Source organism: Cohnella nanjingensis (assembly GCF_014212125.1).
Taxonomy (GTDB): domain Bacteria; phylum Bacillota; class Bacilli; order Paenibacillales; family Paenibacillaceae; genus Cohnella; species Cohnella nanjingensis.
Genome location: NZ_JACJVP010000004.1, coordinates 163,833 through 182,572 on the forward strand (window position 1 = coordinate 163,833; position 18,740 = coordinate 182,572).

The 18,740-nt window shown below is 62.5% G+C and carries 17 protein-coding genes; 3 read left to right on the forward strand and 14 right to left on the reverse strand.

Translation table 11 applies throughout. From position 1 onward, the window contains the following. Nucleotides 1-84: 84 nt before the first annotated feature. The 8 genes from H7C19_RS03705 to H7C19_RS03740 form a co-directional block, all read right to left on the reverse strand. Nucleotides 85-1,662, reverse strand: coding sequence for an anti-sigma-I factor RsgI family protein (locus H7C19_RS03705; protein WP_185141229.1), 1,578 nt, complete (start codon nt 1,660-1,662; stop codon nt 85-87). Then, entirely contained in the window at nt 1,659-2,462 is an 804-nt protein-coding gene (gene sigI, locus H7C19_RS03710) for an RNA polymerase sigma-I factor (RefSeq protein ID WP_185141230.1), read from the reverse strand. The genes H7C19_RS03705 and sigI overlap by 4 nt, the downstream gene beginning before the upstream one ends. A 152-nt stretch (nt 2,463-2,614) precedes the next feature. After that, nucleotides 2,615-3,040, reverse strand: coding sequence for a hypothetical protein (locus H7C19_RS03715; RefSeq protein WP_185141231.1), 426 nt, complete (start codon nt 3,038-3,040; stop codon nt 2,615-2,617). Nucleotides 3,041-3,211: 171 nt separating this feature from the next. Further along, nucleotides 3,212-3,760, reverse strand: coding sequence for a peroxiredoxin (locus H7C19_RS03720; RefSeq protein WP_185141232.1), 549 nt, complete (start codon nt 3,758-3,760; stop codon nt 3,212-3,214). 148 nt (nt 3,761-3,908) lie between these two features. Further along, on the reverse strand, nt 3,909-4,988 hold the full coding sequence (leuB, locus tag H7C19_RS03725) for a 3-isopropylmalate dehydrogenase (RefSeq protein ID WP_185141233.1): 1,080 nt from the start codon (nt 4,986-4,988) through the stop codon (nt 3,909-3,911). A 194-nt stretch (nt 4,989-5,182) separates the two neighbouring features. Next, nucleotides 5,183-5,695: a molybdopterin-guanine dinucleotide biosynthesis protein B gene (mobB, locus tag H7C19_RS03730; protein WP_246469296.1), complete on the reverse strand. Its 513-nt coding sequence runs from the start codon at nt 5,693-5,695 to the stop codon at nt 5,183-5,185. A 5-nt stretch (nt 5,696-5,700) separates the two neighbouring features. After that, nucleotides 5,701-6,291 carry a molybdenum cofactor guanylyltransferase gene (gene mobA / locus H7C19_RS03735; protein WP_185141235.1) on the reverse strand — a complete coding sequence of 197 codons (591 nt, stop codon included), beginning with the start codon at nt 6,289-6,291 and terminating at the stop codon, nt 5,701-5,703. Next, nucleotides 6,288-7,577 (reverse strand): molybdopterin molybdotransferase MoeA, encoded by a 1,290-nt coding sequence (locus H7C19_RS03740; RefSeq protein WP_185141236.1) that lies wholly within the window; start codon nt 7,575-7,577, stop codon nt 6,288-6,290. The genes mobA and H7C19_RS03740 overlap by 4 nt, the downstream gene beginning before the upstream one ends. 235 nt (nt 7,578-7,812) lie before the next feature. Here H7C19_RS03740 and H7C19_RS03745 point away from each other — a divergent pair, with 235 nt between their 5' ends. From H7C19_RS03745 to H7C19_RS03755, 3 genes are all read left to right on the forward strand, one after another. Further along, the gene (locus H7C19_RS03745; protein WP_185141237.1) at nt 7,813-8,178 is read left to right on the forward strand and encodes a Na-translocating system protein MpsC family protein; all 366 of its coding nucleotides are present in this window, start codon (nt 7,813-7,815) and stop codon (nt 8,176-8,178) included. Next, nucleotides 8,171-8,983, forward strand: coding sequence for a formate dehydrogenase accessory sulfurtransferase FdhD (fdhD, locus tag H7C19_RS03750; RefSeq protein WP_185141238.1), 813 nt, complete (start codon nt 8,171-8,173; stop codon nt 8,981-8,983). The genes H7C19_RS03745 and fdhD overlap by 8 nt, the downstream gene beginning before the upstream one ends. A gap of 229 nt (nt 8,984-9,212) precedes the next feature. Continuing rightward, nucleotides 9,213-11,561, forward strand: a complete 2,349-nt coding sequence (locus H7C19_RS03755; RefSeq protein WP_185141239.1) for an FdhF/YdeP family oxidoreductase — start codon at nt 9,213-9,215, stop codon at nt 11,559-11,561. Nucleotides 11,562-11,725: 164 nt separating this feature from the next. On the opposite strand, the gene H7C19_RS03760 is transcribed toward H7C19_RS03755, so the two are convergent. The 6 genes from H7C19_RS03760 to ilvB all read right to left on the reverse strand — a co-directional run bounded on the left by H7C19_RS03760 (nt 11,726) and on the right by ilvB (nt 18,723). Continuing rightward, entirely contained in the window at nt 11,726-12,151 is a 426-nt protein-coding gene (locus H7C19_RS03760) for an exosporium protein C (RefSeq protein WP_185141240.1), read from the reverse strand. 236 nt (nt 12,152-12,387) lie between these two features. After that, on the reverse strand, nt 12,388-13,587 hold the full coding sequence (locus H7C19_RS03765; protein ID WP_185141241.1) for an aminotransferase-like domain-containing protein: 1,200 nt from the start codon (nt 13,585-13,587) through the stop codon (nt 12,388-12,390). Nucleotides 13,588-13,662: 75 nt separating this feature from the next. Beyond that, the gene (locus H7C19_RS03770) at nt 13,663-15,219 is read right to left on the reverse strand and encodes a 2-isopropylmalate synthase (RefSeq protein ID WP_185141242.1); all 1,557 of its coding nucleotides are present in this window, start codon (nt 15,217-15,219) and stop codon (nt 13,663-13,665) included. A 109-nt stretch (nt 15,220-15,328) separates the two neighbouring features. Further along, a complete protein-coding gene (gene ilvC / locus H7C19_RS03775; protein ID WP_185141243.1) occupies nt 15,329-16,321 on the reverse strand; it encodes a ketol-acid reductoisomerase in 993 nt (330 codons plus the stop codon). 174 nt (nt 16,322-16,495) lie between these two features. Beyond that, nucleotides 16,496-16,981 carry an acetolactate synthase small subunit gene (gene ilvN, locus H7C19_RS03780; RefSeq protein WP_185141244.1) on the reverse strand — a complete coding sequence of 162 codons (486 nt, stop codon included), beginning with the start codon at nt 16,979-16,981 and terminating at the stop codon, nt 16,496-16,498. Next, entirely contained in the window at nt 16,978-18,723 is a 1,746-nt protein-coding gene (ilvB, locus tag H7C19_RS03785; RefSeq protein WP_185141245.1) for a biosynthetic-type acetolactate synthase large subunit, read from the reverse strand. The genes ilvN and ilvB overlap by 4 nt, the downstream gene beginning before the upstream one ends. Nucleotides 18,724-18,740: the final 17 nt, after the last annotated feature.

An 18,740-nucleotide genomic window follows, 5' to 3' on the forward strand; every position in this document is an offset into this window, starting at 1 on the left:
TCACATTTATCATAGACATGGTTTCCAAGGACTGTCAATGAGAGATCGTGTCGAATGGTAGGGTTGGATCCGAACGCTGCCGTCTTAGCGCTTTTCCGTGCGCTCTTCGTGCGAATCTTGGCCGTCATGCCGGTAGCTTTTCTGGTCTTGCTTGCGCGAGGAATCGCCCGAGTCGGACTTCCCCGCGCCTGTCTTTCCGTCGTTCCCTTTCGAATCGTTCTTGTCGTTCTTGTTCGTCTTGCCGCTCTGATTCGTCTTATTGTTGTTGTTCGACTTGTCGCTTTGATTCTTCTTATCGTTGTTATTCGACTTGCCGCTCTGATTCGCCTTGCCGTTCTCGTTCGTCTTGCCGTTCTGGTTCTTCTTGTCGTTTGAATCCTTCTGGCCGTTTTTGTTCCCGCTGGCTTTGTCGCCGGCGGACGGCTTCGCGGACGTCGTCTTCGATCCGGCTCCGTCAGGCTTGTCCCGCTGCGCCCAAGCCTCCAGCTGCCGATCCCGATATTCGGACAGCTCCTTCGAACTCCAGCCGTCGAACCAGCGTTGAAGCTCCGACTTGTCCCGTTGCCGGTCGCCGAAGCCGGGGAATTCGGATTTCCAGCCGTGCCGCCACTTTTCCCGGCCGTCCTTCTTCCCATCTTTGGTTCCGTGCTTCCCGTTCAAGCCCGCTTGCGGTTTCGCGGTCGATTGCGCATGGACGGGATGAGTTGGCGAAGGCGTCGGCTTGGCGGTCGGCTTGCCCGCTCCGCCGGCTTGTCCGCTGCCCTTGCCCGGCTTGCCCCCGGCCGGCTTCGTCTCCTTGAGCTTATCCGGCTTCGTCTCCTGCGCCTGCTTCAGCAGCGCTTTCCAAGTCTCCTTGCTCGTGGCGCCGTCTTGGGCGCCGTCGTCCATCACGGCTTGGACGCCGCCCCATGACGAGGCGATGTCTTTGAGGGACGTCCGCCGGAGCGTCTCCAGCGAGACGTCATGCCCTTGGCTCTCGGCCTTCAGCCAGAACGCCATCTTCCCGGTGGAAAGGCCGTGCGCCTCCGCTTCCTCCCTCACCTCGCTCGGGACCGATACGGCCGTGATGCGGGTTGCCGCAGCGGTCGACCCGTCGAGAGGACCGGCCGCCTTCTCGATGGCCGTCCTCATCTTCGACGTCACGTCGTCTTCCCACGACGGCTTAACCGAGCGAACGGGCACGCTCGCGAGGACGATCTCCGATCCGGCGGCTTGGAGGAGATCCCGTTCCGCGAGCGCTTCGGCCAACGCCTCGGTGACGTCTTCGATCTTCTCGTCTTTGTAACGGATCGCCTTCACGATCGGGACCGCGTCCCTATTCAGCGCGCGGAGCTCCTGTACCCGCTCCTTGCTGTCGAGCCCCATCTCCACGCTCGGATTGACGTCCATCGTGACATAGGCCACGACGGTCGGCGCCCGGAACGTCCACAGTGCGCAGAGCGCGAGCACGATGACCGCCGCCGAGGCGACGGAGATCGTCCACCGGTTGCGGACGAGCGTCCGGATCCACCTGTCCGGCCGAGCGGCATGCTCGGCATGATCGATCTCGACTTCATCGCCGACGGCATACCCGCTCTTCTCGCGGACGCGGACGAACCGGCCGTCCGGGGTCAGGACGATGGCGGTTCCCGCTTCCAATGACATAATGATAGCCCGGCTCATCGTTCCCCCTCCTTCCCGCTCTGCGACAATCCGATGTAGTCCCGCAAAAATGGATAGCCGCCGTCCGCGATCAACGCGACGGCGATCAAGTATTTCCGGTGACGCTCGATCGTCTTCCTCGACACTTTTTCCGCCTCGCACAATTCTTTTACGGGAAGCTGCCGCTTCTGCCGCAGCGTCTCGAACAGCGCGGCATTCGCCGCCAGCCTGCGTCCGATGCCCAGCAGCGTCTCGCGCGAATCCTGGTGCTTCGGAGATTGGATCGCCAGATCGCCGAAGGAGACGCCGTACAGCTTCAGCGCCTCGGTCAACGCCGCGATCTCGTCCCGGCGGTCTTCCGCGAGCCTTTCCTTCTCGTACACGGTCACCGCTTCCCGAATTTCGACGCGCGTTAACAAGGAGCCCTGATCTTCGTCGTCTCCCTGGAGCGCGCTATATGGAACGGCCAGCCGATGGCGCTGATCCTTCCGGACATAATCGATCAGCCGACGCACGATCACCTTCTCGGCGAAGCCGAGGAATCGGCTGCCCGCGTCCGGCGAATAGCGCGCGATCGCTTCATCGAACGCGGACAAGGCGATGCTGAATTCGTCGTCGCGCGACGGATCGATATATCGCTTGCAGAACCGGCTAACCGTCTTGGCGATGAACGGCTGGTATTGACGGATCAGATCATCGCGCGCCTGGGCATCGCCCTGTTGGGCGGCGATCACCGTCTGCTCCAGCGTCTCGCCTGGACTGTCTATCGATACGGACGGGCTGGACCGCCCAAACCACTTCTCCCACAATAAGAGCAGCAAATGCTCACCCCGCAATTACAACCATTCGGTCTCTTGATGCCAAATAGGGGGGTAGACGCAAAAATACCCCTTCCTGCAACGCTAACATTCGCCGCGCGCTGCCGGAAGGGGCATCGTAACTATCCGTATAGGACCTGACTAGTTCTAAAGTCTCAATGCGCGCCGCCGGAGGTGCGCTTCAAGCGTAATTTATGCCGCCTTTGGCTCAGTACGCCGAGACGACGTTTGAGTTGCTTCTCCCACTCGGCGTCGCCGATCTGCTTCGCGAAAGACAGCAGATCCAAGCCCATGTCGATTTGGCTTTGCACCATTTGCAACGGATCCTCGTCTTCGTTGTTGACGCAGTTCTCGTTCAATTCCTTGTCCGACTCGTCTACGTAGTCGTGGAAGTCGACTTCGGACGCTCCGTCGCCATGCGCGTACTCCGCCAATATCTCGTACTCGTTCTCGACCAGGTAATGAACCTCGACCCGGTGACAGACCGGACAGAACAGGATCGGCACGTTATGAATCCGCGTCCGGTAATGCTTCAGCGTCCCCTTGGTTCCGATCATGCTGGCTCCGCAGCAAAATCCCATCTACTTCCCCTCCCCGACGAACGGATGAATTGCAAAGGTGATATACACTATATTCTCTTCATTTCCGGCGAATTCCTGCCATCCGGGAAAATGAAAACGTTTGGGCTGCTGCCCAGCGGATGGCAAAGGACGCATGCCTGGGCATGCGTCCCTTCGTAGTCGTTCGGTTGCTTATTTCGCTACCAGGTGCTTGTCGCCCGGTTTCCAGTTGATCGGGCACAGGCCGCCGGATTGGAGCGCTTGAAGGACGCGCAGCGTCTCTTCTACGCTACGGCCTACGTCGTTATGGTTCACGACTTGATACTTGAGCACGCCGTCCGGATCGATGATGAACAGGCCGCGCAGCGCGATGCCTTCTTCTTCGATCAGTACGCCGTAGTCGCGGGCGACTTGCTTCGTAATATCGGCTGCCAGCGGGAAGTTCAATTGGCCGAGGCCGTTGTCGTTCTTCGGCGTGTTGATCCAAGCGCGGTGGCTGTGGATGCTGTCGATGCTGACGCCGAGAACTTCCGTGTTCAGCGCCTTGAATTGGTCTGCAGCGTCGGACAGCGCGACGATCTCCGTCGGGCATACGAACGTGAAGTCCAGCGGATAGAAGAAGAATACCAACCATTTGCCTTTATAGTCGGACAAGGAAGCTTTGCCGAAATCTTTGCCGTCGCCGTTCACGGTCTCCATCGTGAAATCCGGAGCCGGGCGGCCTACCAAACGCTCTGCCATGTACGATTACCTCCTGGGAAATCCGACTACTAAGCCGGGCTTGTTTTGCTTCATTGAGATCGTACCACAGATTGAGAATCAAAATCAATATTGAATCGTTATTTATTTAGAATAATTCTAATGTAACATTTCCCGCTTGTCCGGGCGCTTAGCGGACCATGGCCGCGACGATCAGATCGCCCATCGCTTCGGTGCCGATCGCTTTGCTCTTGTCGACCGCGATGTCGCCCGTGCGGTGGCCGGCGTCCAGCACGTTCTTCACCGCGCGCTCGATGACTTCGGCCGCTTCCGCGTAGCCGAAGGTCAATTGGAACATGAGCGCGACGGACAGGATCGTCGCGATCGGGTTGGAGATGCCTTGGCCGGCGATGTCCGGCGCGGAGCCATGCACCGGCTCGTACAGGCCGAAGCTGCCTTCGCCGAGCGAAGCCGAGGACAGCATCCCGATCGACCCGGTCAGCATGGCCGCTTCGTCGCTCAGGATGTCGCCGAACATGTTCTCCGTGACGATGACGTCGAAGCTCGACGGACGGCGAAGCAGCTGCATCGCGCAGTTGTCGACCAGCACGTGCTCCAGCTCCACGTCCGGATACGCCGGCGCGATGCGGTTGACCGTCTCGCGCCACAGGCGGGACGTCTCGAGGACGTTGGCCTTGTCGACGGAGGCGAGGCGCTTGCTGCGCTTCTGGGCGATCTCGAACGCCTGGCGCACGATGCGCTCCACTTCTTGCACGTTGTACACGCAGGTGTCGACGGCTTCTTCGCCGTTCGCGCCTTCGCGGCGGAACTTCTCGCCGAAGTAGATGCCGCCCGTCAGCTCGCGCACGACGATCAGATCGGTGCCTTCGAGCACTTCGGGCTTCAGCGTCGAAGCGTCCTTCAGGCAGTCGAAGACGACGGCCGGGCGGATGTTCGAGAACAGGCCGAGCGCTTTGCGGATGCCGAGCAGACCGGTCTCCGGACGGAGCTCCTTCGGATTGTTGTCCCACTTCGGTCCGCCGACGGCTCCGAGCAGCACCGCGTCCGCGCGCTGGCAGATCTCCAGCGTCTCTTGCGGCAGCGGGGTGCCCTTCTCGTCGATGGCGATGCCGCCGAACAGGCCGTGCTCGAGTTCGAACCGGTAGCCGAACAGCTCTTCGGTTTTCTTCAATACTTTGATCGCTTCGCCAACGACTTCGGGGCCGATGCCGTCGCCGGCGATAACGGCGATTTTCTTCACTTCTGCCATGATTGCGTTTCACTCCCGTATAATAGTAGTCCTTATTCAGTTGTAGCACACTTCACACTCGTAGGCAAAATACATAAAATCTATTTAATTTATAGTTATAAACTATAGAGTGGCTCGCGCAGGAAACGGAGAGCATCGGCCTGCGCCGGCGAGGCGCAGGCTTCGGACGGTTTTTTGCGTCGCGTCATCCTGCGTCACCAACCGCGCTCCAGCTGATCTTCAAGCTGAATCGTCCGCCAGATCGCCTTCGCGATCCCGTCATAGTCGTCCAACGGCAGGACGGGCAGCGTCGGATGCACGCAGTCGAACCAAGCGGAGATCCCGATGGCTTGCGTCACTTGCGCGAGCAGCGGATAATCCGCTTCGTCGCGGAGCAGCACCCATTTGGGGAAATTCGCGCCTTTGAAGCCTTCGGCGATGACGAGGTCGCACGGTGGAAGACGGTCGGCCAACTCGCTCAGGCTGAGCTCCCGGGGTTCCCATACCGCGGAGAGACCCGCCGAAGCGATGGCCGTCGCGCAAGCGCCGGCAGCCCGGTGGAGCGCCGTATCCGTTGCCGGAACGTCCAGATCGTCCGCGTGCCCGTGATGCTTCGCCGTCGCGACGCGCAAGCCCTGCGCCCCGAATCGTCGCACCAAGCCGCTCACGACCGTCGTCTTGCCGCTATTTTTGAATCCGACCACCTGCACGATCGGCGGACGCCGCATCTGGCTCACTTCAACCGCTCCTTCACGTCCTTATAGTCCTCCGGCGCGTTCATGTTCACATAGCCTTTTTCTTCTTCGCCCTCCGGGATCCAGAAGACCGCGTTTATGCGGCGGACGGCCGCCATCACGCGCAGCTCCCCGCGCGCGAGCGCGTCTTCCCAGATCGGCAGCGTCCGCCGCCGGTAGATCCCGCAGAGCGGGTGCTCCTTGCCCAGCGCTCGCGGGATGATCGCGTCGATCGCCGGATCGGCTTCCAGCCGCTCCGCCAAGCGCATCCAAGCCCGCAGCGGCACAAGCGGATAATCGCATCCCGCGATCAACTGCAGCGGCGCTGCGCTCCGCGCCATCCCCGCGCAGATGCCGCCGACCGGCCCGCGATCCGGTACCCGGTCCCGCGCGACGCCGACCTCCGGCGGCAAGAACGGATAGTCCTGCCGCGCATCCGTCGCGACGGTCACTTCCTCCGCGACCAACCGCAGCTGACGGCATTGCCGAAGGAGATTGGGCTCGCCGTTCATGTCGAGCCATTCTTTGCGGGTCCCCATCCGGCGGCTCGCGCCTCCCGCGAGCACGATCGCATGACGTCCTTCGCTCACGTCCGCTCTCCTCCCCGATAGCCATCTCCCCGCGAAGCCAGCGGGATCGCTTCGACCAGCGTTCCCGCGGGCAAGCCGCGCGGACAAGGCGGTATAACGATGAGACAGTCGGCCTCCTGGATGGAGAGGATGTCGGACGACCGGTTCCCGCTGCAGGGCGTCACCCGGACGACCGCCCGCTCTACGCTTGTCCGCCCCCGCAGGTAGCGGGGGAACGCGCCGCCCTTCGGGTAATCCTCGCCCAGATAGGCGGAATAGGAAGGGAGACCGAATTCCGGGTGCCCGCCCATCCGCGCGAGCGCCGGACGGACCAGGAGCGCGAAGCCGACGTAACAGGCGCTCGGATTGCCGGACAAGCCAAACAGCGGCTTCCCGTCCTGAACGGCGGCGCTCGTCACGCTGCCCGGACGCATCGAGATCTTGTTGAACAGCAGCGTGCGGCCTTCGCGTCCCAGCAGCCGCCCCGTCAGATCGAAGTCTCCGACGGAAACGCCGCCGGACGTGAGGACCGCATCCGCCCCCGCTTCCTCAAAAGCGATCCGAATCGCTCGCGCGATCCGCTCCTCGTCATCGTCGGCATGCGCCGCAAAGACGACCTCCGCCCCGGCGTCCTCCGCGAGTCCGCGCAGCATCGCGAGATTGCTGTTGCGGATCTGCCCGTAGCCCGGCGTCTCCTCCGGCGCGATCACCTCGCTGCCGGTCGTGACGATGGCGACGCGCGGCCGCGCGTACGTCAGCGGCTCCGTCCGCCCGAACGAGGCGAGCAGCGCGGCCGCGCCAGGCCCGATGCGCACGCCCGGCGCCAACACGGCCGCGCCCGGCGCGATCTCGCCGCCGACCGGCGTCACGTTAAGGCCCGCCGCCACGGGCCGCGCAAAAACCGCTTGGCGCAGAGCGCCCGTCGCCTCCTCCCGCACCGACTCCAACATGACGACGGCATCGGCGCCTGCCGGGAGCGGCGCGCCCGTCATGATGCGCGCCGCTTCGCCGGGCGAGACCGGCTGCGGCGGCGCGGTGCCGCCGCTCGCGACCGTCGCCTGCGCAACGGCGAGCCTCGCGGGACGCGCCGGGCTTGCTTCCGCCAGGTCCGCCGCGCGCACGGCGTAGCCGTCCATCCCCGACCGCGCGAAGGCCGGCACGGGCCGGTCCGCGACGAGCGGCTCCGCCAGCCGGCGGCCGAAGGCGGCCAGCAGCGGGACGCGCTCGGTCCGCAGCGGCCGCGCATGCGCCGCGATGAGCCGCTGCGCTTCCGCGATCGGGATCGCCCGTCTGGTATAATCGCTCATCTTTCTTTCTCCCTCCGTCGTTCCGCCCGTCCTGCATAAACGTTCGTCTTCGCTTTTCCTTCAGCCGCCCGCTTAGCTTGACGTTCCCTGCGCATTTTTCTTCCTCCGCCCGGCGTTTGCGCGCCCTGCTCCGACACATCTTCCTGCATCATGCCCTTCGGGCGCCCGCATTGTCAACCCTGCGCGTTTCCCTTATATTGAAGACATACCAATGTTCGCCCGGGGAGGTCGGCGCATGCCGAGCAAAGAATCCGCTTTCAACGATATCGTCCGGCGCGTCCGCAAAGAGCTATTCGGCAAGGGGCCGGAGCGGATCCGCACCGTATTCGCCGAGAATATGGCGATCTCGACGATGCACGGCAACCTGACCGCCACGGAGAAATTCATCGCCCGCACCCCGGAAGGCCGGGACACCGTGCACGCGACGCGCACCAAACGCATTCAGCAAATCTATGCCGAGACGGTGCCCGCGGGCATGGAAGAACTCGTGGGCGCGAAGCTGCTGCACCTCTTCTCCGATATCCATCTCGAGGAAGACATGGCGGTGTCCGTCTTCGTCTTCGATCGCGAGATCGCCGGCGGGAGGTCATCCGATGACTGATCCCATCGTCACCGGCCGCCGCTTGATGCGGTACGCGAACGGCGCCATGACCGAAGCCGACGATCTCGTCGTCACGGAGCATCCGGTCACGCTCATGCTGAACGGCGAGGAATTCGCGACGCTGGTCTGCACCCCGGAATACGTCGAGGACATGGCGATCGGCTTCCTGGCTTCGGAGGGCGCCATCGCGGCCTATGCCGACTTGAAGCCGCTCTCGTACGACGCGCAGACCGGCTACCTATACGCCGACACCCATCGGCCGACGGCGTTCGCCACCGAACTCCATTCCAAGCGCTACGTGAGTTCCTGCTGCGGCAAGAGCCGTCAAGGTTTCTACTTCTGGAGCGACGCGCGGACGGCGAAGCGCATCGAGACCCGTACGGCGCAGCTGGCCCCCGAGGACTGCATTCGCTTGATGGAGGAGCTTCAGCGGGCCGCCGAAACGTTCCGTTCGACGGGCGGGGTGCACAACGCGGCGCTCTGCGACCGCGCCGGCATCCGGCTCATGCGGTCGGATATCGGCCGGCACAATGCGCTCGACAAGCTCTACGGGCACGCGCTGCGCACGGCGGGCGGCGGCGAACCGCCCGCTCGGATCGTCGCCTTCAGCGGACGCATCTCCTCCGAGATTCTGCTGAAGGTCGCCAAGCTCGGCGGCGAGATCGTGCTCTCCAAGTCCGCGCCTACGGCGTTGGCGTTGGACTTGGCCGAGGATTTGGGCATTACGGCCGTCGGATTCATTCGCGGAAGCTCGTTCAACGTGTACACCCATCCGGAGCGCATCCTTCGGTCATCTCCGCGTTGACAGCGCTTCCGACAGCAGGCACAATAGAGCTTGAGATCGGCGCGTACGCGCGTGCGTCCCGGTTTCCTGGCATACGCCCCATACGACCATGCGAATATGAACGTCCTTCACGACGTGCCGACAGCCGCGCCGTCTTGTCCGACCTTTATCCGGCATTCCGCCCCTTGTACGCGACCCACGACAAGCAGGCGGCTGCTGGTTTTTTATTTTCCATTACGAGGTGATCCTGATGGGCAAGACCAAGCACTCCGGCCCGATTCCGCTCCCCGGCAAGCCCGATCCGTCGCTCTGGGTGAGCAAGGTCCCGTTCGGTCTCGGCAAAGTCAAACCGAAGCACGTCCGCGACATGATGAAGACGGCCTGGGACAATCGCGACAATCTCGGCTACGCCGCGCGTATCCTCGCGCAGGGCGTCTGCGACGGCTGCGCGCTCGGCGTGTCCGGCCTGCGCGATCAGACGCTCGCCGGGCCGCATCTGTGCACGACGCGATTGAACGTGCTGCGGCTGAACACGATGCCCGCGATCAAGCCGGAGATTCTCCACGCGGACATCGCGGAGCTCCGCAAGCGGAGCAGCGCCGAGCTGCGGGAGCTGGGCCGCATCCCCTACCCGCTCATCCGCCGACGCGGCGAGTCGAGGTTCTCCAGGCTGAGTTGGGACGAGGCGCTGGACCGGATCGCCGCGAAGTTCCGCGCCGTTCAGCCGAAGCAGACGGCCTTCTATCTGACGTCCCGGGGCATCACCAACGAGAGCTACTACGCCGGGGCCAAGGTCGCCCGGTTCATCGGCACGAACAACATCGACAACGCCTCGCGCATCTGCCATTCGCCCTCGAAGACGGCGCTGAAGCGGTCTGTGGGCATCGGCGCGTCGAGCTGCAACTACAAGGACTGGATCGGCACCGACGTGCTCGTCTTCTGGGGCAGCGTCGCGGCGAACAACCAGCCGGTGTCCACCAAGTACATGTATGCCGCCAAACGCCGGGGCACGAAGATCATCGTCATCAATCCGTATCGCGAGCCGGCCATGGACGGCTACTGGATCCCCTCGATCCCGGAATCCGCCCTCTTCGGGACGAAGCTCGCCGACGACTTCTATCCGGTCAACATCGGCGGAGATATCGCGTTCATGCACGGGATCATGAAGGTCTGGTTCGAGATGGAGGCGGAGAAACCGGGCTCGGCGATCGACCATGACTTCGTCGCGGCCCATGTGAACGGGTACGAGGCTCTCCGCGCCAAAGTGCTGGAGCAGTCGTGGGACCGGCTCGAGCGGTCGTCCGGGCTGTCGCGGGCCCGCATCGAGGAGCTGGCCGTGCTGCTAGCCCGGGCGCGCTCGGGGGTGTTCGTCTGGTCCATGGGGCTCACGCAGCACCGTTTCGGCACCGACAACATCTCGCAGGTCGCGAACCTCGCCCTGCTGCGCGGCTTTCTGGGGCGCGAGCACTGCGGCCTCATGCCGATCCGCGGCCACTCCGGGGTGCAGGGAGCGGGAGAAATGGGAGCCGACCCGTTCAGCCTGCCGGGCGGCGACTTCGACGAAGCGGCCGAGCGGGTCGAGCGGCAATGGGGCTTCGAGATTCCCCGCTGGCAGGGAGACATCGTCGGCGTGACGCTGGAGAACGCGCTGCTGCCGGACGACCACGAGCGGAGGCTGAAGCTGTACTACCTGTCGGGCGGCAACTTCCTCGAGACGATGCCGGACCCGCCGTTCGTGAAGCAATGCTTGGAGGCCGTCGAGCTGCGCGTGCACCAAGATATCATCCTGAACACGTCGACGTTGGCCGATGCACGCGAGGAAGTCATCGTCCTCCCGGCCATGACGCGGTACGAGCAGCCGGGCGGAGGGACATCCACTTCGACCGAGCGGATGGTCTACTTCAGCCCGGAGATCCGCGGCCCCCGCATCGGGGAAGCGCGAGCCGAGTGGGAGATCTACGTCGATCTCGCGCGCCGCGTCCGTCCGGCGGAAGCCGAACGCGTCTCCTTCGCGGACGCCGCCGCGATCCGGCGGGAAATCGCGGAGACGGCGCCGAACTACGACGGCATCCAGCATCTGCGGAGCCAAGGCGACGTGTTCCAGTGGGGCGGCGCCTGGCTGTGCGAAGGCGGGGTTTGTCCGACGCCGGACGGCCGCGCGCGGCTGATCCCCGTCGATCTGCCCGAGCTCCGCAAACCGGAAGGGCGGTTCACCGTAACGACCCGGCGGGGCAAGCAATTCAACTCCATGGTGTACAAGGACACCGATCCGTTCAACGGCGCGGACCGCTACGACATCCTCATGGCTTCGGTCGACGGCGCCAAGCTCGGCTTGCGCGAAGGAGAGGCGATCGTCGCGTACAACCGTCACGGCGTCTTCCACGGCCGGGCCCGCTACGTCGATATCTCGCCCGGCAATATCGAGGTCCATTTTCCGGAAGGAAACGTGCTCGCGCCTCGGAGCGTCTACGAGCCGTATGCCGGCATCCCGGAATACAACTTCGGCGTCGTCCTGGAAAAAGCGGAAACGTTCCATGCGCACAAAGATACCCGGTACGCGGAGAGGAGAATCGCCGAGCTGGAGCTGGATGCGGAGTAGCGATTTGACGCGTGCGGCGTGCAAGAGGGTTTCTAGCTCTATAGCCCCTAATCCCGCTTCATCGAAACCATTCTCCCCCGCAATTATAAAACCTTAGGCTAAACAGGCTGCCGATTCGTCGGCAGCCTGGCGTCGTTACGTTATCGTTTAGAGCAGAGGTGCTGCTAGTTCCTGGTTTTAACGGCTAACCCGCTGAACGATATAGGACCTACAATATCCACTCTTGTATTTGCAGCTTGGTTTTCCGCTGTGACCGTGTAACCATGGGTACCTGCTTTTACATTTCTATCTTCAGCCTGGAAGGTAATGATATAATTTTGTTCCGAACCCGCAGATTCGATCCCCTGCAGCGTGTTGAATATTTCTTTTCCGTCGCGGAAAATCCGAAAGCGAATTTGCCCAATGCCCGTGACGCCTCTGACGCCAACGGACGCTACCAAATCGACCCGATTCGGTTGAGAATTCGCTGGAATCCGTATGGCGATCGCTGCAATGCCGGATTTTGAAGGGGAACGTTGAATCGTAACCGATCTGGCTAGGTTGAAGCTGCGACGCGGCTGGACGGCCGCTTTATCAAGAATACGCACCAAAAAATATCACCTCCTCTTTTTGGTAATCCATGATATGCAAGAGACAAAGTAAATGATTGGACACGTCGTTGCCCCTCACGCACGACAACAACAGGTTTGCTTACAAAAAAAAGTTCCGACCTATGGTCGAAACTTTTTACCAACGAATATGCGACTTTACCAACCAAATGGGGGGTTGTTCGAATGGGTCAAGCGCAGCCCGTCAGGGGTTGCAAGAAAGGCGGCAAGGCGGACGCTCACACGAGCGCGCCGAACTTCTCCAAAGCCTTGGACAGCCGATTCATGCCTTCGATCGTGCCTGCTTCATCCGCGAAGGTGAAGTTCATCCGCGCGGTGTTCAGCTTCGGATCCTCCGAGAAGAACGAGACGCCCGGCACGAACGCGACGCCATGCTGGACGGCCGTCTTCAACAGTTCGCCCGCGTCGATGCCCGGCGCGAACTCGACCCAGATAAACATGCCGCCCTTCGGCTCTTCGAACGAGACGCCCGGCCACGCATGTTCGCGCAAGAGACCGGCCATCTGGCGCATCCGCGATTCGTATTCCTTGCGGACGAATTCGATATGGCCGTCCAGATCGAAGTGCGCGAGCAGTTGATACAGCGTCTGCTGATCGAGCGTGCTGGACTGCAAGTCCGCGGCTTGCTTGGCCCGCGCGAGGTTGCGGATGATGTCCGCGTCGCCCATCACCCAGCCCGTGCGAAGGCCCGGCGCGACCGTCTTGGAGAACGTGCTCGTGTAGACGACGCAGGAGCCTTCAACCTGCGGCGCGAGCGAGAAGATCGACGGATACGTCAGCGATGCGTCGCCGAATTTCAGCTCGCCGTACGGATCATCCTCGAGAATGAGCGTATCGGTCCGCTGGCAGAGCTCGAGCACGCCGCGGCGGCGCTCCTCGTTCCAGGACTTGCCCGTCGGGTTCGAGAACGTCGGAATGACATACAGCATCTTCGGCTTGTACTTCATCAGCTTGGCCTCGAGATCGGCCAGATCGAGCCCGTCGCTGTCGCCTTCGACCGACACGGTCTCCGCGCCGTACGAACGGAACACCTGCAGCGCCGACAGATACGTCGGACGCTCCACGAGGATGACGTCGCCCGGATCGATATAGATGCGCGTCAACAGATCGATCGCTTGCTGCGAGCCTGTCGTCAGCAGCATCTCATCCGGCGTGACGCGAATGCCTTTCTTCGCCATCCGTCCGCAGAGCGCCTCGCGCAGCGGCAAGTACCCTTCGGTCAAGCCGTACTGAAGCGCCTTGTTGCCTTGCGCCATCACGCGTTGGAACGCCTCGGATACGGCCGCGACCGGGAAGTGCTCCTCGGCGGGCAGACCGCCCGCGAACGAGATGATGGCGTCGCCTTGCGTCAGCTTCAGAATTTCCCTGACCGCAGAGGATGAGAAGCTCCCCAGCCTGGAGGAGTAACGGTAATTCATTCGGGGTTCCCCATTTCTTGGTTAGCGAAAGGTCCGATGCCGCGGGCCCCCGCTAGTGCGATGGATTGATAAGCGTTAAATCAAGGTGACGTTGTCCCGATCCCGCTTCGTGCGGGCCGGTTCCTTGCGTTTCTCCACCAGGCGGTTGAGAGCGTCCACGTATGCGCGCGCGCTCGCCTCGAGAATGTCCGTGCTGACGCCGCGTCCTTGGGCGCTGTACTCGCCTTGCTGCAGTACGACGTGCACTTCGCCGAGGGCGTCGGTGCCGTCGGTAACCGACTTGATCGAGTAATCGTCCAGCTCCGCCTCTTCGTTCGTGAGCGCCAGGATGGCCTGGTAGATCGCGTCCACGGTGCCGTTGCCCTCGGCGGTATGCGAGGAGACGACGCCTTCCTTGCGCAGCTTGACCGTCGCGCTGGGCACGGCATGGCTGTCGAAGGCGACGACGAGCTGCTCGAGCGCGAATACTTCCGGCGTCTCGACGAGCTTCTCTTCGAGCAGCGCCAGGATATCCTCGTTGCTGACGTCCTTCTTGCGGTCGGCCACGTCCTTGAACTTGCCGAAGGCGGCGTTCACTTGCTCTTCGGTGAGGTTCTCGAAGCCGAGATCGACGAGCTTCTCGCGGAACGCGTGGCGGCCCGAGTGCTTGCCGAGCACGAGCTTGCTGTCCTTCAGGCCGATCGTCGCCGGGGAGATGATCTCGTAGGTCGTCTTCTCCTTCAGCACGCCGTCCTGATGGATGCCCGATTCGTGCGCGAACGCGTTGGCGCCGACGATCGCCTTGTTGCCCGGCACCGGCATGCCCGTCAGCTTGCTCACGAGGCGGCTCGTCTTGGCGATCTCTTGCAGATGAAGCGTCGTGGACGCATCGAAGAACTCGGCGCGGGTCATGAGCGCGAGCGCCACTTCCTCGAGCGCCGTGTTGCCCGCCCGTTCGCCGATGCCGTTAATCGTGCCTTCGATCTGATCGGCCCCGTTCAGGATGGCGGCCAGCGAGTTGGCCGTCGCCATGCCGAGATCGTCGTGGCAGTGCGCCGACAGTTGGATCTTCTCGATGTCCGGCACGTTCTCTTTTAAGGTTTTGAAAATGTTGCCGTACTCATACGGCGTCATATAGCCGACCGTATCCGGGATGTTCACGACATCCGCGCCGGCCTTGATCGCAAGCGCTGTCACTTCGCAGAGGAAGTCGAGCTCGGTGCGTCCGGCATCCTCCGCCGAGAATTCCACTTGCGCGAAGCGCGCCTTGGCGTACTTGATCATGCGTTCGGCCGTCTCCAGCACTTCGGCTTTCTCCATGCGAAGCTTGTGCTTCCGGTGAATCGGCGAGGTCGCGAGGAAGATGTGGATCCGCGGATCCTGCGCGCCCTTCAGCGCCTCGACGACAGCGTCGATGTCCTTCTCGCGCGAACGCGCCAGGCCGACGACCGAAGCGTTCTTGACCGCGCGGGCCACCGCGTTCACCGCGGCCAAGTCGCCCGGGGAAGCGATCGGGAAGCCGGCTTCGATCCGGTCGACGCCGAGCTTCTCCAGCTGGAGCGCGATCTCGACTTTCTCTTGGGTGTTCAGGTTGACGCCCGGGGATTGCTCGCCGTCGCGAAGCGTCGTATCGAAAATGTATATTTTACGCATGGCTGGTACACCGCACCTCCTGGCATTACACATATGAGAGAAGAGAAGGCCGATGGATTCGGACCTTCTCCTCAATTATAGCACAGTATTGCCGTCGCGCCCGGCGCGATTACTTCTTGATCCAGTGCATCAGGCCGCGCAGCTGGCCGCCTACCACTTCGATCGGATGCTCGGCTTCGTTGCGGCGGGTTGCCGTCAGGAAGGCGCGGCCGGATTGGTTCTCGAGGATGAAGTCGCGGGCGAATTTGCCTTGTTGGATGTCCGAGAGGACTTCCTTCATCGCTTTCTTCGTCTCGTCGGTTACGATGCGAGGGCCGGTGACATAGTCGCCGTACTCCGCCGTGTTGGAGATCGAGCTGCGCATCGAAGCCAGGCCGCCTTCGTACATCAGGTCGACGATCAGCTTCAGCTCGTGCAAGCACTCGAAGTAAGCCATTTCAGGCGCATAGCCCGCTTCGACCAGCGTCTCGAAGCCCGCTTTGACCAGCGCGCTCGCGCCGCCGCACAGAACGGCTTGTTCGCCGAACAGGTCGGTCTCGGTCTCTTCGCGGAACGACGTCTCGATGACGCCCGCGCGGGTGCAGCCGATGCCTTTGGCATAAGCCATGCCGATCTCGAACGCTTTGCCCGTCCCGTTCTGATGGATGGCGATCAGGCCGGGAACGCCGAAGCCTTCGACGTACGTACGGCGAACCATGTGGCCCGGGGACTTCGGAGCGACGAGCAGAACGTCCGCGTCTTCCGGCGCGACGATCTGGCCGAAGTGAACGTTGAAGCCGTGGGAGAACATCAGCGCCGCGCCTTTTTTGAGGTTCGGTTCGATCTCGTTCTTGTAAACGGCAGCTTGCGTCTCGTCGGGCATCAGGATCTGAACGACGTCCGCTTTGCGGGTTGCGTCGGCTACCGACAGCACTTCGAAACCGTCGTTGCGAGCCGTATCGGCGGACTTGCCGGCACGAAGGCCGATGATGACGTTCAGGCCGCTGTCGCGCAGGTTTTGCGCTTGGGCGTGGCCTTGGCTGCCGTACCCGATTACCGCGATGGTCTTGCCTTTCAGAACGCTCAGGTCAGCGTCTTTCTCATGGAACAAGTTGACTGCCATTGAATGTAATCCTCCTTATTAATTGAAGCTGTAATAGGGCAACCCTCATGAAACGGGCGTCCCAAGAGAGAATCGCGGCGCCGTCCGGACGAGCCTCGGCCGGTCGGCGCGCGGTTCTCTCCTCGAACACCCGCTCCCTGCGGGAGGCGGATGATGGATAAGAGCCGAGGCCGGTTAGCGGGAACCGCGCGTGAGCGCGGTCACCCCCGTCCGCGACAGCTCGCGGATGCCGTACGGCTTGAGCAGTTCGATCATGGCGTCGATCTTCTCGGTATCGCCGACGACCTGCACGATGAGGCTGGCCGGGCTGATATCGACGACCGCGGCGCGGAACGTCTCGACGATGCCGAGAATCTCCGGCCGGGTCGACGGTTCGGCGCTGACCTTGATCAGGCCGAGCTCCCGTCCGACCATCGGATTCGAGCCGACGTCGATGACCTTGATGACGTCGACGATCTTGTAGAGCTGCTTCTGAATTTGTTCCAAGGTATGTTCGTCCCCGGTCGTCACGATGACCATGCGGGACAGACCGGGTTCTTCCGACGCGCCTACCGTGATGCTCTCGATATTGAAGCCCCGGCGGCCGAACAAGCCGGATACGCGCTGCAGAACGCCGGGCTGGTCGTTCACGAGAATGGCGATGGTATGTTTAAGGTTCATTCCGCATCCCCCATAATCATTTCGTCGATCGCGCTGCCTTGGGCGACCATCGGATAGACGTTCTCGCCCTTGCGGACGACGAACTCGACGACGGCCGGTCCCGGATGCTTCAGCGCCGCATCCCAGGCTTGGCGCGCTTCCTCCTTGTTCGAGGCGCGGAACGCCTTGACGCCGTACGCCTCGGCCAGCTTCACGAAGTCGGGGCTGCCGGCCAGATCGATATGGCTGTACCGATTGTCGTAGATGAGCTCCTGCCATTGGCGAACCATCCCGAGCACTTGGTTGTTGATGATGGCCACCTTGACCGGAATGTTGTTGATCGCGCAGATGGCGAGCTCCTGCGCGCACATCTGCATCCCGCCGTCGCCGTTGATCGAGACGACGGTGCGGTCCGGGTTGCCCATCTGCGCGCCGATGGCGGAAGGGAAGCCGAAGCCCATCGTGCCGAGGCCGCCGGAGGTGACCCAGGAGCGCGGCTTGTTGAACGGGTAGTACTGAGCCGCCCACATCTGATGCTGGCCGACGTCCGTCGTGACGATCGCGTCGCCGTTCGTCGTGTCGTGGATCATCGAGATGACCCACTGCGGCTTCAGCTCCGTCTCCGAATCGGAGTAGCTGAACGGCTTGCTCGCCTTCCATTCCTGGATCTGCGCGCGCCAGGCGTCCGCTTTGTCGGCGCGCTTCGCGCCGGCGATCGCCTGCTGGAGCACCGCCTTGACGTCGCCGACGATCGGGATGTCGGTCGGCACGTTCTTGCCGATCTCGGCCGGATCGATGTCGATGTGCACGATCTTCGCCTTCGGCGCGAACTCGGACAGCTTGCCGGTGACGCGGTCGTCGAACCGGGCGCCGATGTTGATGAGGAGATCGGCGTTCTGGATCGCGGTATTGGCGGTCCAAGTGCCGTGCATGCCCGGAAAGCCCATGTGCAGCTCTTGGCCGCTCGGGAAGGCGCCGAGTCCGAGCAGCGTCGTCGTGACCGGGATCTGCGTCTTGGTCGCGAATTCGAACACTTCCTCGTGCGCGCCGGAGTAGACGGCGCCGCCGCCGACGAGCAGGATCGGACGTTCCGACTGCTCGATCGCCCGGAGCATCTTGTCGACCTGCTGCTTGTTCGGCTGAATCGTCGGATTGTAGCCGCGCAGCTTGACTTCCTTGACCGGCTGGAACAGCGCCTTGGCGGCGGAGACGTCCTTCGGAATGTCGATCAGGACCGGTCCTTTGCGTCCCGTGTTCGCGATGTGGAACGCTTCATGAATAATGCGGGGTAGATCCTCCGCTTTCTTGACCATATAGCTGTGCTTCGTGATCGGCATCGTGATGCCGACGATGTCCGCCTCCTGGAAGGCGTCCGTGCCGATCAGGCTCGAGATGACGTTGCCGGTGATGACGACGAGCGGCACCGAGTCCATGTAAGCCGTCGCGATGCCGGTGACGAGATTGGTCGCCCCCGGGCCCGAAGTAGCGATGCAGACGCCGACTTTGCCCGTGCTGCGGGCATAGCCGTCGGCCGCGTGGATGGCGCCTTGTTCGTGACGGGTCAGCAGATGGTTGAAATCCTCGAAGCCGTACATGGCGTCGTAGATGTACAGAACCGCGCCGCCCGGATAGCCGAAGACGCAATCGACGCCCTCCAATAACAAGCTCCGGAGCAGCATTTCAGATCCCGTGATGACTTCTTGCTTGCCCCATTTTTCAATCAATTCTTCTTTGGACTTCAGTGTGGCACTATGCGCGCTCATCCGTCATCCTCCTTTCG

What these genes read in the sequence shown, in the direction of transcription:
- H7C19_RS03705 (WP_185141229.1), bottom strand. Translation starts at nt 1,662, where the DNA reads ATGAGCCGGGCTATCATTATGTCATTGGAAGCGGGAACCGCCATCGTC.
- ilvN (WP_185141244.1), bottom strand. Translation starts at nt 16,981, where the DNA reads ATGAACCTTAAACATACCATCGCCATTCTCGTGAACGACCAGCCCGGC.
- ilvC (WP_185141243.1), bottom strand. Translation starts at nt 16,321, where the DNA reads ATGGCAGTCAACTTGTTCCATGAGAAAGACGCTGACCTGAGCGTTCTG.
- mobB (WP_246469296.1), bottom strand. Translation starts at nt 5,695, where the DNA reads ATGCGGCGTCCGCCGATCGTGCAGGTGGTCGGATTCAAAAATAGCGGC.
- ilvB (WP_185141245.1), bottom strand. Translation starts at nt 18,723, where the DNA reads ATGAGCGCGCATAGTGCCACACTGAAGTCCAAAGAAGAATTGATTGAA.
- H7C19_RS03715 (WP_185141231.1), bottom strand. Translation starts at nt 3,040, where the DNA reads ATGGGATTTTGCTGCGGAGCCAGCATGATCGGAACCAAGGGGACGCTG.
- H7C19_RS03755 (WP_185141239.1), top strand. Translation starts at nt 9,213, where the DNA reads ATGGGCAAGACCAAGCACTCCGGCCCGATTCCGCTCCCCGGCAAGCCC.
- H7C19_RS03745 (WP_185141237.1), top strand. Translation starts at nt 7,813, where the DNA reads ATGCCGAGCAAAGAATCCGCTTTCAACGATATCGTCCGGCGCGTCCGC.
- H7C19_RS03740 (WP_185141236.1), bottom strand. Translation starts at nt 7,577, where the DNA reads ATGAGCGATTATACCAGACGGGCGATCCCGATCGCGGAAGCGCAGCGG.
- H7C19_RS03765 (WP_185141241.1), bottom strand. Translation starts at nt 13,587, where the DNA reads ATGAATTACCGTTACTCCTCCAGGCTGGGGAGCTTCTCATCCTCTGCG.
- H7C19_RS03770 (WP_185141242.1), bottom strand. Translation starts at nt 15,219, where the DNA reads ATGCGTAAAATATACATTTTCGATACGACGCTTCGCGACGGCGAGCAA.
- fdhD (WP_185141238.1), top strand. Translation starts at nt 8,171, where the DNA reads ATGACTGATCCCATCGTCACCGGCCGCCGCTTGATGCGGTACGCGAAC.
- H7C19_RS03720 (WP_185141232.1), bottom strand. Translation starts at nt 3,760, where the DNA reads ATGGCAGAGCGTTTGGTAGGCCGCCCGGCTCCGGATTTCACGATGGAG.
- leuB (WP_185141233.1), bottom strand. Translation starts at nt 4,988, where the DNA reads ATGGCAGAAGTGAAGAAAATCGCCGTTATCGCCGGCGACGGCATCGGC.